The organism is Hymenobacter segetis (assembly GCF_038448715.1).
GTDB lineage: Bacteria > Bacteroidota > Bacteroidia > Cytophagales > Hymenobacteraceae > Hymenobacter > Hymenobacter segetis.
Genome location: NZ_JBCEVZ010000103.1, coordinates 1 through 12,999 on the forward strand (window position 1 = coordinate 1; position 12,999 = coordinate 12,999).

A 12,999-nucleotide genomic window follows, 5' to 3' on the forward strand; every position below is an offset into this window, starting at 1 on the left:
GACTAGGACATAAGGCGGTGGGAATAAAGCAAAGATAATGAGCCGGTAGCTAAAAAACCACAGTGGTAGTTGGGCGTGGTTTTTAGCTTATAAAACGTGGTGGATAGACTTATAAAACGTGAGAGTTCACTTATAAAACGTGGTAATAAAAGGTATAAAACGTGGTTTTTCGCTTATAAAAAGTGGTTTTATACCATTATATGCTATTGATTGTCAGGTACTTCTGAGCCCTACAAATAGACAAGGATTAACAAATAAACTCACAAAGGTTGTTGATACCCATTCGGAATAGCTTTTAGAGTGGTGGTCCAAACCACGGGCCAGAACAAACAAGAAAACAACAAAAAAAGCAAAAGGACCCAACGAGCACGGGGATTGCACTTTTCCAAGCGGAACCTGTACGTTACCCGCTTAAAACCACGTTTTATAAGTGGCTGCAGCAGCTATTGAATCTCAGGCTACCTGGAGTCTTGCACCACTTTTTATAAGCCATTCCGGATTTTTTCAGCCCGCAAACGAGTCCTACTAACTTCTTGCTAACTTATGAATAACAATGAATTACCACGTTTTATAAGCCACTTGGGGTGTTGCCACGGCAAACTAGCACGTTTTATAAGCGAAACCCCAACTCAAGAACCGCAGTACACTCACGCTTTTGCCTGTCTGGAATGCCCTTTCAAGGCTGCAGAGCAAGATTAGCAGCTTATTCGGCCATTGGTAACGACACCCCTGCCACCTTACTTCGGGAAGAAGGATGGGGAACAAAACTTATAAAATGTGAGAGATGGATAATGCCAGCGGCTGCGTAGCAACTGGCGCGTCGGCAAGGCCCGCCATCATTGCCTAAAGCAAAAGCAGCCCCCGAAGAGGCTGCTTTTGCTGTTGCTGCAACCAAGTGCCCCTCCCCTACTTGGCGGGCGGCAGCTTGCCGGCTTTACGCAGGTAAGCGTCGTAGTGCCGGTGGGCAGCTTCCAGGTAATTCTTGATGGTCGTGGGCGTGTCCGGGCCGGGCGTGGCCAGCAGCAGGCTCATCTTAATCTCCTGCACCACGGATTTGGCGATTTGGACCGTGTGCAGCGGCACTTCGCCCTCCGGCGCTGGCGCCGCTGCCGCGGCGGGCTTACGGCCCCGGGTAGAGGCCCGGACCGGTGCAGCAGCCGAAGCCACCGGAGCAACAGGGACTGGCGCTGGGGCTGGTTCCGCAACGGGGGCGGGTGCCGGGGCCGCCGGAGCTGCTACCGCAGTCGGCGCCGCGATAGGCTCTACTGCTGCGGGCGGCGCCGTAGCCGTGCGGGTGGCCTCCCCTCCCATCCCGGCCCGGGCCTGCTGGCGGGCTTCTTCGGGCACTTCAATGCGGCGGCGCGGGGTGATTTGTGGTTTCTCGAAGCCCATTATTTCGCGGAGGTTGAAGCGGTGGATACGGAAGCGGCAGCTGCGGCACGGCGGTCAGGCAGGCCCAGGCGCTCGATGAGCTCCTCGCACACGCGGCGGATTTCGTCACTGGTGTCCTTGGTGCCGCCGGCGTAGCGCGCCCAGGCCGGGTTGAGCAGGCTATAGAGCGTCGAAGCCCGGGTGTAGGCCTTGCGGTGGCCCAGGGAGGAGTTGAAGCGCGAGAGGCCCAGTCCGTCGATGTAGTCGTCCATCTCCTTCTCCTCCCGCTGCCCCGCCACGCGCTTGGTGGGCAGGCCGTAGTACTGGAAGTCAATCTGCGCGTCGTCGGCCGCCTTCTTGATGGCCTCCAGGATGGTCATGAACTCGGCCGTGGAGGCCCGGTCCAGGTAATCCGACACCAGAGGTACAATCACCGCGTCGCAGGCCGTCAGGGCGTTGAACACGTCGTCGCCGTCGGCGCGGCCCGGCACGTCAATGATAATCAGGTCGTAGTTGTGCTCGGGGTTGTCGATGAAGTCGAAAATCCGGCTCAGCTGCCAGGGGTACACGTCGTAGGGATACTGCGCGTCGGGGTTGGTTTCGCGCAGCCGGGCGAAGTTGGCCGCGTCCACCTGCTCACGGGTCTTGACGATACTCTGCTGGTAGTCGCAGTCCAGGACGGCGATGCGCAGGCCGTACTCGGTCGCCAGCGGGGCGGCGAGCACGAGGGCTAGGGTGGATTTACCGGAGCCCCCCTTCTGGGTGGCAAAGCTGATAACCTTGGACATAGTTGGTGCGGGGTTGAGGGCGTGAGTAGAGGCCGGTCACGACGACCAGCGGGACGGTGAGCCAAAAGTAATAGAAAAGCAGAAACACAGAACCACGCTTTTGCTGAAAAGCAGAAATATTATTGCGCAAGAACACAGAAAAGCAATTCTGTTAATCAGTCATTCAGTATAAATACAAAACAACAGAAAAACAGAAACGCAAAATAGTATTAAACCAGATTAACAGAAGTGTCGTTCTGCAAAACTGTGCGGCTGCAGAATGGCAAATCTGCAGGCAGCGCCAGCCGGTGGGGCCTTTCATGACAACAGAAATGCAGAAAAACAGAATTGCATAAAAGCAGAATGTGCAAGCCCGACCTGCGCAGCTTTCTTGCTTGTGGAGCTATAGAAGAACAGAACAACAGAAAAGCAGAACGTCATTGGTACCGTCGCGGTACTGCTGGTGTATTTAGTTTTCCTATAGCAACAGAAATACAGAATTGCAGAACTACAGGAAGTAGGCGCCGAATTGAAAAACCCACTGGTTGGCTCTGGAAAGCTATTTGGAAGCCCTGAGCTAGCGCCAAATCACTATGCGTGGCCAGCTGCCGAAACCCCAAGCAGCGGTCCAATCCGCTAACCACAGAGCACGATAGAACAGGGCGGTAGGGAAAAAAGCGCCAGCTGCTAACACGGCGATGCAAAGCTGCGTACTAGCTTATAACTAACTTTTTGCTAACCATAGAATAGTCTCAGCAAGAAGAACACCCCAATCCAACGGCTAATGCCTTAGTCTTGAGTATTTTATAAATCAGCAGAGCTGATTTACGGGCCATGGCAAGGTAAGTGGCTGATTCAAAGCATGAAAAATTGCCCACAAGGCCGCTAAAATAGAAATAACACGATGAGCACGGAGCTACGCAAGCGGGTCACCCTGGACAACAACACCCACCGGAAAGCTGAGGCGGCCGCGGCGGAAGTCGGCGCCAGCCTGGGCGTGTACGCCAGTGCGGCGGTGGAATACTTTGCCACCCGAGGCCTGGACCCGCGCGAGACGGAGGCTCGTGAGGGGCAGCTCATCATGCAACAGATAAAGAAGCTTGGGGACCGGGTATTTGGGTTTATGCAGGAGCAGGAGCGCACATTGCTCACGGCCATGCTGGAGGAAATGCTGCGCACGCGCATCACGCTGGAGCGGGTGCTGCGCCTGAATGAAATCCTGGTGGGCAACCTCAACGCACAGCTGGAAACGCTCAGCGAGCCACAACTGCAACGGCAGCAGCAGGCCCTGCAGCTGCTGCGGCAGCGCAACGAGGAAGCAGTCGAAAAGCAGGTAAAAGCAGCTTTGGAAGCGGCCCGAAATGCGGGGCCAGGTAAGCGCAGCAAGCCGGATGAAGTACCGGCAGGGCAGGGGCAATAAAGCGAAAAAGCAACTACGATACGCCAATAAAATACCGGTCTACCTTAAGATGTACGTCAAATTAATCAACCCCAAAACGCACGGCAAAGCCGCGTATACCAACACCGGCAGCAGCGCGCAGACGCTCCAGTACCTGCAGCACGAAGCAGTAGGGGAGGGGCAGGAAGCCACGTTTTTCAGCGCCGATGCCAACGAGTTAAACGCCGCAGAAGTGCGACAGGCCATCGATACCAACGTGAAAGGCCTGCGGGCCAGCGAGGCTAAATTTTACTCCCTGGTGCTGAGCCCGAGCGAGCAGGAGCTGGCCCACATCGGCAGCGACCCCGAGAAGCTCAAGGCCTACACGCGGGCAGTGATGCAGCAGTACGCGCAGAACTTTACCCTGCCCGGCGGCCGCCAACTGAGCAGCCAGGACATCGTGTGGGGCGCCGTGCTGCACCAGGACCGCACCTACCGGGGCACGGACCCCGAAGTGCTGGCCGGCACGGCCAAAGCCGGGGAGAAGCGAACTGGGCTGCAGGCCCACGTGCACGTCATTGTTAGTGCCCGCGACGCGGAGCAGAAGCTAACCCTTAATCCCGGCGGGCGCCGGCAGCGGTTTGATTTGATGCGCTGGCAGGCCGCGGCCGGCCGGCAGTTCGAGCGGCAGTTTGGCTACGTGGCCCAGGAGCATGAGAAGCTACGGCCCCAGGCTACCCGGCAGCGGGACACCACCCACGACGCGGGTCGGCTGGATAAGATTGCCGGGCGCGTGGCACGCATCAACCTGCTGGTGCCCCATGAGCAGCACCTGGCCTCGGACACGGTGCAGGGCATTGCCGTGGCCCGGGAGTTTGACAAGACCTTCTACCGGATGCTGGCTAGAGTAGAAGAGCGGGCCCGCGACGGCCGACCCATCGACAACGCCCTGCAGCTGCTCAGTACGGGGCGGGAGCAGGCGGCTACCCCACAGCGCCAGGCTGCCACTGCTCTGCACGCGGTGCAGCATCTGGTACGTCACGCCCAAAACGCGAAGGACGAGCGCACCGAGCACGTGGCCGAGAAGCCCGGGCGCCACAGCGCGGAGCTCGACATCGAAATGTAAGCCTACCAGCAAACTGCTCCTTTTCCTCATCCCCTATGACCAGTTTACCCCCTCGACCGGCGGCTCAGTCCCAATCCATCGGCTTGCTCATCGGCCTGCTGCTACTAGCCTTGCTGGCCGGCGAATGGTACGTGCTGCAGCACCCCGCAGAGCTGGCGACGGCCCGGGCTACTCAGCACCAGGCCATGCAGGCTCCCAAGCTAACCCCCGGCCAGCGCCTGGCGGCCCGAATGGCCGTCATTAACCAGCAACGGGCTGAAGCTCGCCGGGCCCGGCTGCAGCGGCAGGCGGCGCCGGTAGTAGGCCAGCCCGCCGCTGAAATGGCCACGGCCACGAGCCGGGCCGGCGACCAGGTGGTGAGTAGGGGAGGGGCGGCCGCGCTGAGTGTCGCCACCGCCGGGCAGGGATTTAAAGGCAGGCTGCTGGTCAAGGCAGGTAGGTTCTATTACGCGGCCGGCGGGTACCTGCGCGGGCTGGTGCTGCTCCTGGCCGGAGTGCTGGTATTTGTGCTGCCCGCACCCGAGCGCAAACCCGGCGGCCCGGCCCGGCGCAAGCCGCTGCGGCCCCAAGCCGTGCGCGTCGTCGTGGCCAGCTGCGCGGGGCTGTTTCTGCTTAGCGCCTACGGGCTGCTGACCATGGCTTCCTACCAGCCGGGCTTTATCCGGATGGGCTACCCCGTCGCGGTGAGTGTGGCGCTGGCCAGCGGCTTTGTGGTAGGGCTGCTGCGGGCCGCGACCAAGAGCCCGGAGTTTGGGCTGAGCGTGGAGCGTAAGAAGCTGGAGACGCCGGACGGATTCAACCTGCCCACGGAAGGGGGCGGTTGGGTGAACGTGCCCAACCCCTACCGCGGCGTGCTGGTGCTCGGCGGCGCCGGGGCGGGTAAGACTTATTCCATTGGTGAACCGCTCATCGAGCAGCTGGCGGCCAAGAACTTTGCCGGGCTCATCTACGACTTCAAGTTTCCAGTGCTGGCCGAAACGGCGCAGAAGGCGTTGGAGCTGGCCGGGCGCCGGCAGAGCCCGCCGCGGCTGCTGCCCAACAGAGAGCCCGAGCCGGCGGTGGTGCTGCACGTAATCAACTTCCGCGACCTGACCCGCAGCGAGCGGGTGAACCCGCTGCGGGCCGAGGACATGCCGGTGGTGGCGTTTGCTGAGGAGTACTCGCGGGCCATCATCAACAACCTCAACCCGGCCAGCATCCGCAAGATGGAGTTCTTCGACATCAGCGCCGTGGCTTACCTGACGGGCATCATCTGGTTTTACAAAAAGCACTTTCCCTGCTACTGCACCATTCCCCACGTGGTGGCCACGGCCATCCACAAGGACTTCAAGCACGTGCTCTCGATGCTGGAAACTGACCCCGAGTGCGCCGGCATGGTGCGCAGCATCGTGACGGCCGTGGAGCAGCGGGCCGAGAAGCAGGTGGCCGCCGTGGTGGGCACGCTGCAGGTGATTCTCAACCGCATCAACTCCCCAGAAATTGTCTGGGTGCTCACCCCCGATGAGGCGAAAGGGGAGGGGTTCTCGCTGAATCTGAACGACCCGAAGCAGCCGGCACTGCTCTGCATCGGCAACGACCCCACGCTCAAGGAAACCTTCTCGCCGGTGGTCAGCTGCATCATCACGGTGGCCATCAAGCTCATGAACCAGCAGCACAAGCACCGCAGCTACGTGTTCCTCGACGAGGCCGCCACGGTGTACGTGCCGGGGCTGGAGCTGCTGCCGGCCACGGCCCGCAGCAACAAGGTGGCCACCATCTACATGACCCAGGACCTGGCGCAAATGACCGACGCCTATGGCCCTGAGAAGATGAAGGTTATGGTCAGCAACCTCAACAACCAGTTTTTCGGCAAGGTCAACTCGCTCGACACGGCCAAGTTCATTTCCGAGCTCGTGGGCCGCGAGGACAAGCAGATGCACAGCACCAGCACCGGCAAGAGCCAGGGCGGGGCCGGCAGCCACGGCAGCCACAGCTCCAACCTGAGCACCAGCTACCAGGAGCGCAACCTGGTGCGGGTGCAGGATGCCATCGGCCTGCAACAGGGCGAGTTTATCGGCCAGACGGTGGAAACTGAGCGCACCTTCTTCCAGGGCGTCATCTCCCGGGCCGATGCTACCCAGGAGCGTTTTCCGCTGCACCCGGTGGCCACGTTCGGGACCGGCGAAGAGGACAGCGCCGCCGCGTTGTCGACGGTGGTGCAGGAGAACTACCGGCAGGTCAGCCAGCAGGTAAAAGAAACACTCGCCCTGCATGTAAATACCTTAGCAGGAGGCACAAAGAAATGAGGTGGATTAGCCTCAGAAAGCCTGTAAAAAGCGACGTTTAGGCCCTTTTTGCTGTTAAGTAAGTACCCATCATCCATACTTAAAACCTTATGATGAAGAGCTTTTTCACGCCCGCCCCGGCCGGCCTGACTCCCGAACAGTTCGCTAACCGCCAGGAGCGGGAACGGCACGCTAACAACTCCATTGCCATCCTGATGAGCAACGGCCCCGCGCCCAGCCCGGAGGCCCTGGCCATCATGCAGCGGCACGTGGACGGAGAGATAAGCATCGAGGAGGCCATTGAGCTCACCGACGCCATGCTGCTGGCCCGCTACCGGCCGGCAGCCGGGTTTGCTACCTCCGAGCCTAACTCCGCGCGCTGATGGTAGCCGGCGACCGATTCAGCGACGAGAACGGAGTGCGGATAAACCGGCTGGGCATTACCGACCCCCAGCAGCTGGCGCAGGCCGAAACCGACTCCTCACTGCTGCGCCTGCAGCGGCTCAATATACAGGGCGGCATTCCAGGTGGGCGCTACGACCACGCCCACCTCAAGCAGGTGCACCAGAAGCTCTTTGAGGGAGTCTACCAGTGGGCCGGCGAAACCCGGGCCGACCGGGAGTTTCAGGGGCATAAGCCCACCTACGTCACGGGCTTAAAAGAAACGATGACCTACGCGCCCTATAAGGAGATTGAGCTGCGCCTGAACGCCATCGGTGAGCAGCTGGGCAAGGAGAATAACCTGAAGGGGCTGTCGGAAGAGAAGTTTGCCGAGCGCGCCGCCTACTACCTCGACCAGTACAATCACACCCACGCTTTTCGGGATGGCAACGGGCGCACGCTGCAGGCCACGTTTGTGCAACTGGGCAAGGAGGCCGGCTACCAGGTCGACTTTGCCCGCATTGACCCGGCCACGCTCAACCGGGCCCGCGACCTGGCCATGGTGCGGTCGCATGCGCCTCAGGAAGCGGAGAAGAACTTGCGGGCACTGAAAGCCATGTTTGAGCAGGTGATTAGCCCGGCGCCTGGAATCGAAGCCAAAAAGCTGCGTGACCCCAGCCAGGCGCGTCCGCTGGCGGCCTTATCTCCAGAGATGAAAGCCTTCGATGCCCGGCGGGAGCTGGAGGTGACGGGCTACCGGGTGATGGACATTGTCGCTAATATGCCCGGGGCCGGTAATTTTGAAAAGGGCGTAGCGGTGGGGAAGGGGGTAGAGGCGACCAACCTGAATCCAGCGGCTATCCAGACCCACATAGGGCAGTTTCAGCAGGCGGCGGAGAAGATTATCAAGCATCCAGCTCTGCAGGGCCCCGATGCCAAGCTGGACCAGACAGATGCTAAGCGGTTTCGTACAGCGGCCGAGCAGGTTCAGGCAATCACGGCAGCCAAAGAAGCAGCGACTGGTGCGCAACAGCCGCTGCCCCCAACTCACGCTCAGGCTCAGGCCATTTTTAAGGAAGCTGCTGCTCATGTGGCGCCGGTCCTGCGCGAACACGGGAAGGGATTGGATGCAGACCGACTGCAGGAGGTGGCCAAGCACGTGGAACGCACGCCGTTTATTGGCGGGTTGAATCGAGAGAACGTCGGCAGGTCCATCGACGCAGCAGGTAAGCTTCCGGTACTGAATGGCAGCCGGCATCTGGACGAACTGAAAAACGCGGTGGGGATTATGGTAAATGCACCTGAAATGCAGAAGCAAATTAGCGCTGATGATAGCCGGGCTGCCGGCCAAGAAGTAGAACGATAATCAAGCTTAACCAACATTAATGCTCCTTATCCACTTGACGCAATGACTGCTTATCGGCCCAGTCTTCCGGCGAAACGAGGGACTGCATGAACTCATTGTACCCCATATCCAACTGGGTGCTGCTTATGTTGGATTGAGCGGATACGGCACTCTCGGCCTTTCTCACTACCCTAAGCCATTGCCAAAGCAAGAGCAGCGTCTATTACTGCCCAAAGGTTCGTCGGGCACGTATGGGAGTAAATTGGCTGTCCATTCCCCCTCCCCGTTATGATTACATCGCTTACCCTTCGCCGTTGGCTGGTTAGTGGCCTGTCGCTGCTGGCACCGACTACTGTTTTGGCGCAGACCCAGGCCCCCACCTTGCTGGATGATTTTAACCGGCCGGACAGCCCCACGGTGGGTGCGGGCTGGCTGGAAACTGAAACCACGGCCGGCACCGGTGCGGCCATTGTGAGTAACCAGCTTAAGCTGAGCAGCGGCGTGCTGGGCAAGGACTACGTGTCGCGCGACGTGTCCAGCCGCTACAGCCCGGTGCTGCGCCAAAACGCGGACCAGCTGACCTGGCTCTTCAACATGCAGCAGTCGCGGCCCAATCCGTCGGGGTTCGGGCCCAATAACTACGGGGTGGCCTTCGTGCTGGCCGGCAGCGCGGCGGACTTTACCACCGGCAACGGCTACGCGGTGGTCTACGGCAATTCGGGCGCGCCCGATAGCCTGAAGCTGGTGCGCTACACCGGCGGGCTGACCGGGCCCGCGACCCTGCGTACGCTGGCCGCCGTGAGCGTGCCGGCAGCGACCGGGGCATTGACGGGACCGGCGCACACGGTGCGGGTGCTCTACGCCCCGGACGAGGACAACTGGACGCTGGAAGTGAGCGCCAACACGGCCACGTTTGACGACCCCACGACGGCCACGTTCGTGCGCATCGGCGTGCGCAAGGACTCCGCCCTGGCCACCACGTCGCTGCCCTGGGTGGGCTGCTTCTGGAACCATGCCACCACGGCCACGGAGAATGCCGTGTTTGACAACATCTACGTGACGGCACCGTGTACGCTGGGGCCCGAACCGACGCAGGCCGCCACGTCCCCCGTGGCCGCCAACCTGACCACCACGGGTGCCACGCTGAGCTGGGCGGCGGGCAACGGCACCGGGCGAATCGTGGTCGTGCGGCCCGCCAGCGTCGCGGCGGCCGCGCCCACCGACGGGAGCGTGTACAACGGCAACGCAGCCTTCGGCAGTGGTTCAGCACTGGGCACCGGCCGGTACGTGGTGTATGCTGGGACGGGCACGACGGTTACCGTGACCAACCTGCAGCCCAACACGCCCTATGCCTACCAGGTCTACGAGCTGCTCGGCACGGGCTGCACGACCAATTACCTGCCGGCCACACCGGCCAGCGGCACCTTCACCACGGCCCCGTGTGTGCTGGCCGCCTTCCCCACCCAGAACCCAACCGCGGCCACGGCCGTCGCGGCCGGCCGCACCGCCGCCACCTTCGGCTGGACGCCCGGCAGCGGGGCCAACCACCTGGTGGTAGTGCGGCCCCGCTCCTCGGCCCTGGCCCTGCCCGCCGCCGGCACCGGCTACACGGCCAGCGCGGCGTACGGCGGGGGCAGCGCGCTCGGCAGCGGCTACGTGGTCTACGCCGGCACCGGGGCCACGAGCGTGACGGTGACCAACCTGCTGCCCGGCACGACCTACTCCGTGGAGGTCTTCACCTACAACGGCACGGGCTGCTCGGCGGCCTACACCACGTCCTTTTTCGCCAATACCACCTACACCGTGCCGGTCCCGCCGGTGGGCACGCTGCTGCCCTTCCGGGGCAACATCCACGCGCACAGCAGTTACTCGGACGGCAACCAGGACGGGCTGGCCGTGACGCCCCTGCAGGACTTTCAGTACGCGGCGGCCTCGCTGCACTCGGACTTCCTGGGCATCTCGGAGCACAACCACAGCCAGGCCGGCATGAGCCTGCCCAACTATGCCCGCGGCCTGCAGCAGGCCACGCAGGCCACCACGGCCAGCTTCGTCGCCCTTTACGGCATGGAGTGGGGCGTCATCAGCGGCGGCGGCCACGTCGTGGTCTACGGCGTGAATCAGCTGCTGGGCTGGGAGCCGGGCAACTACGACGTGTTCGTGGCCAAGAACGACTACCAGGGCCTGTTCCGCGAAATCAACCGGCGGCCGGGCGCCTTTGCCACCCTGGCCCACCCGCAGCGCGGCGACTACGGCAACCTGGCCGGCAGCGCGGCCTTTAGTCCGCGGGCCGACTCGGCCATCGTGGGCACGGTGCTGCGCTCGGGCCCGGCCACCTCGACCAACATCACCTATACCAACCCCTCGCGGGGCAGCTACACGAGCACCTTCACGGCGCTTTTGGCCAAGGGCTACCACGTGGGCATCAGCCTCGACCACGACAACCACAACACGACGTTTTTGCGCACCACGCCGGCCCGCCTGGTGGTTCTGGCCCCCGCGCTAACGCCCGCCGACCTCATGGACGCGCTGCGTCAGCGTCACTTCTATGCCTCGGATGACTGGAATGCCGAAGCCACGTTTACGCTCAACAACCAACCCATGGGCTCCATCTTTGCGGAGCAGGGCCCGGCCTCGATTACCGCGAGCGTGAGCGATGCCGACAACGAGCCCGTCACCTCGCTGCGCCTGCTGCGCGGCGTACCCGGCAGCGGCGCGGCACCCGTGGTGGTGGCCACCGCGGCGGCTGGGGCCACGGCCCTGAGCTACGTGGACCCGTTGGCCATCAATGCCACTGCGTACTACTACGCCGTCATCTCCCAGGCCGACGGGGACAGCCTGGTCACGTCCCCCATCTGGTACACCCGGCGCATCGTCACGGCCACCACGCCCGAGGCGGAGGCACTGGCGTTGGCCATTTTCCCGAATCCTACGGCGGGGACCGCAACGCTGTCCTACTTCCTGCCGGCTGGCAGCGTGGTGCGAGTGGAAGTAATTGACGCAGTGGGACGGCGAGTGGTGAGCTTAGTCAACGGAGAGCGACAATTAGCTGGGCCGCATACGTTGGTTGTGCCGGCGCTAGGGCCCGGACTGTACCACATGCGGCTTATCCATGAGAGCGGTACTGCCTACCGCAAGCTGCTGGTGGAGTAAGCGCAGCCGGTCGTTAGCTGAACCCCCGAATTAAGAAGTTGGCTTGTATTCCAATGAAAAAGGACCTTGGCCCATGGCTGGGGTCCTTTTTTTTAATGCCATTGAAGAGTAGTTCGCCAGCATCAGCCGATGCGTTTACCCTCCTTGGTTCCTGCACAGGGTGGCTGCAGCGTCACTACTTGACTTGATAGGAATCCCAGAGGTCTGCGGTGGTGGTAGCTTCTTTCATATGGGCCATGAAAATACGCTGCCCATCGCAGCGCAGATTAATCATCCCGTACAGCAAAGTGCTCTTCTCCAAGTTGGTGGAGCGGGCTAATTCCGTGGAAAATACTAGCGGGCGCGCACTCCGGCTGTATTTGCCCGCGCAACCAACGGCATCGGCCCGTGGATGAGAATACGATTCATTGTCTCCCGAGGAAATAACGGTGGCCAGCGGACTAATCAAGTCCATGAAGCTTTCCGAGAACTCGGAAGAACCGTGGTGGCAGCTTTTGGCAACGTCCACCCGGAAGGGGTTATTTGGTGAAAAGGAATCCATCAAGTGCACTTCTGCTTGGGTGTTCAAGTCCCCGCCCAGCAGAACAGAACAGGTGCCAAATTCCAACTTTAAAACCAAGCTGTGCCCATTTACGGTGTGCGAATCATCCACCAGCCAGCGATGCTCCCAGGTCCCATTATTGTCCTCACAGACGGGTCCCAGGACCGTAAGGCGTAAGGGCTTATTTTCAATGGTTTCTTCCAATAGAATCGTGTCATCGTGCCGCAAGCGCTTCACAGCATCGAGGCGTCCTTCCAAGTGCGCCTTTTCCAAGGCTGTAATGAACCGGACAAACATTGCCTGCAGCCCGCCGGCGTCCCGCAACTGCAGCAGGTCGGCTAACGAATCAAAATTCGTTTTCAGACACTCTACCCCCGCGGCCGATGTATATTTTTCGCCCAAGCCGCAATTGAAAGGGGGATGGTAGCCCGTTTTGGATTTAGAGCATTTGCCGATGCCATTGTGATACACTGTACCAAAGGTAAAGCGGGTGTCGGCGAGCAACTCGGTAAAGCCGTTGTAGTGGTCTTCATCGAAATGACTGACAAAGAGTGCGTCTAGATGCACAGAAATGCCTTTATTGAGCAAGTGCTTATACTGCCACTTGACCAGATAGGACTTCATGTGGGCATCGGGACCCGCGTCGACCAGGAAACGACGGGTACCCACTTCGATG

At 61.0% G+C, this 12,999-nt stretch carries 9 protein-coding genes; 6 read left to right on the forward strand and 3 right to left on the reverse strand.

The annotated features are described in order from the left end of the window. Positions 1 to 906: 906 nt before the first annotated feature. Together AAFH49_RS21775 and AAFH49_RS21780 are read right to left on the reverse strand one after the other, a co-directional pair. On the reverse strand, positions 907 to 1,392 hold the full coding sequence (locus AAFH49_RS21775; protein ID WP_342301534.1) for a hypothetical protein: 486 nt from the start codon (positions 1,390 to 1,392) through the stop codon (positions 907 to 909). After that, positions 1,392 to 2,159, reverse strand: coding sequence for a ParA family protein (locus AAFH49_RS21780; protein ID WP_342301536.1), 768 nt, complete (start codon positions 2,157 to 2,159; stop codon positions 1,392 to 1,394). The genes AAFH49_RS21775 and AAFH49_RS21780 overlap by 1 nt, the downstream gene beginning before the upstream one ends. Positions 2,160 to 3,042: 883 nt before the next feature. Between AAFH49_RS21780 and AAFH49_RS21785 the strand changes: the two genes are divergently transcribed. The 6 genes from AAFH49_RS21785 (at position 3,043) to AAFH49_RS21810 (ending at position 11,782) form a co-directional block, all read left to right on the forward strand. Continuing rightward, positions 3,043 to 3,558, forward strand: coding sequence for a BfmA/BtgA family mobilization protein (locus tag AAFH49_RS21785; protein WP_342301538.1), 516 nt, complete (start codon positions 3,043 to 3,045; stop codon positions 3,556 to 3,558). A 49-nt stretch (positions 3,559 to 3,607) separates the two neighbouring features. Beyond that, complete coding sequence (locus AAFH49_RS21790) at positions 3,608 to 4,642, forward strand: DUF5712 family protein (RefSeq protein WP_342301540.1); 1,035 nt, start codon at positions 3,608 to 3,610, stop codon at positions 4,640 to 4,642. Between the two features lie 35 nt (positions 4,643 to 4,677). Beyond that, complete coding sequence (locus tag AAFH49_RS21795; RefSeq protein WP_342301542.1) at positions 4,678 to 6,927, forward strand: TraM recognition domain-containing protein; 2,250 nt, start codon at positions 4,678 to 4,680, stop codon at positions 6,925 to 6,927. An 89-nt stretch (positions 6,928 to 7,016) separates the two neighbouring features. Then, the gene (locus tag AAFH49_RS21800) at positions 7,017 to 7,289 is read left to right on the forward strand and encodes an antitoxin VbhA family protein (RefSeq protein ID WP_342301544.1); all 273 of its coding nucleotides are present in this window, start codon (positions 7,017 to 7,019) and stop codon (positions 7,287 to 7,289) included. Further along, the gene (locus tag AAFH49_RS21805) at positions 7,289 to 8,653 is read left to right on the forward strand and encodes a Fic/DOC family protein (protein WP_342301545.1); all 1,365 of its coding nucleotides are present in this window, start codon (positions 7,289 to 7,291) and stop codon (positions 8,651 to 8,653) included. Before AAFH49_RS21800 ends, AAFH49_RS21805 begins: the two co-directional genes overlap by 1 nt. A gap of 267 nt (positions 8,654 to 8,920) precedes the next feature. Then, positions 8,921 to 11,782 carry a CehA/McbA family metallohydrolase gene (locus AAFH49_RS21810; RefSeq protein ID WP_342301546.1) on the forward strand — a complete coding sequence of 954 codons (2,862 nt, stop codon included), beginning with the start codon at positions 8,921 to 8,923 and terminating at the stop codon, positions 11,780 to 11,782. Positions 11,783 to 11,957: 175 nt separating this feature from the next. Here the strand turns inward: AAFH49_RS21810 and AAFH49_RS21815 are convergent. Next, on the reverse strand, positions 11,958 to 12,999 hold a 1,042-nt coding region (locus AAFH49_RS21815), incomplete at its 5' end, for a ComEC/Rec2 family competence protein (RefSeq protein WP_342301548.1).

Bases quoted from the DNA above. Each gene is read 5' to 3' on its own strand.
- AAFH49_RS21775 (WP_342301534.1), bottom strand. From the start codon at position 1,392: ATGGGCTTCGAGAAACCACAAATCACCCCGCGCCGCCGCATTGAAGTG.
- AAFH49_RS21780 (WP_342301536.1), bottom strand. From the start codon at position 2,159: ATGTCCAAGGTTATCAGCTTTGCCACCCAGAAGGGGGGCTCCGGTAAA.
- AAFH49_RS21785 (WP_342301538.1), top strand. From the start codon at position 3,043: ATGAGCACGGAGCTACGCAAGCGGGTCACCCTGGACAACAACACCCAC.
- AAFH49_RS21790 (WP_342301540.1), top strand. From the start codon at position 3,608: ATGTACGTCAAATTAATCAACCCCAAAACGCACGGCAAAGCCGCGTAT.
- AAFH49_RS21795 (WP_342301542.1), top strand. From the start codon at position 4,678: ATGACCAGTTTACCCCCTCGACCGGCGGCTCAGTCCCAATCCATCGGC.
- AAFH49_RS21800 (WP_342301544.1), top strand. From the start codon at position 7,017: ATGATGAAGAGCTTTTTCACGCCCGCCCCGGCCGGCCTGACTCCCGAA.
- AAFH49_RS21805 (WP_342301545.1), top strand. From the start codon at position 7,289: ATGGTAGCCGGCGACCGATTCAGCGACGAGAACGGAGTGCGGATAAAC.
- AAFH49_RS21810 (WP_342301546.1), top strand. From the start codon at position 8,921: ATGATTACATCGCTTACCCTTCGCCGTTGGCTGGTTAGTGGCCTGTCG.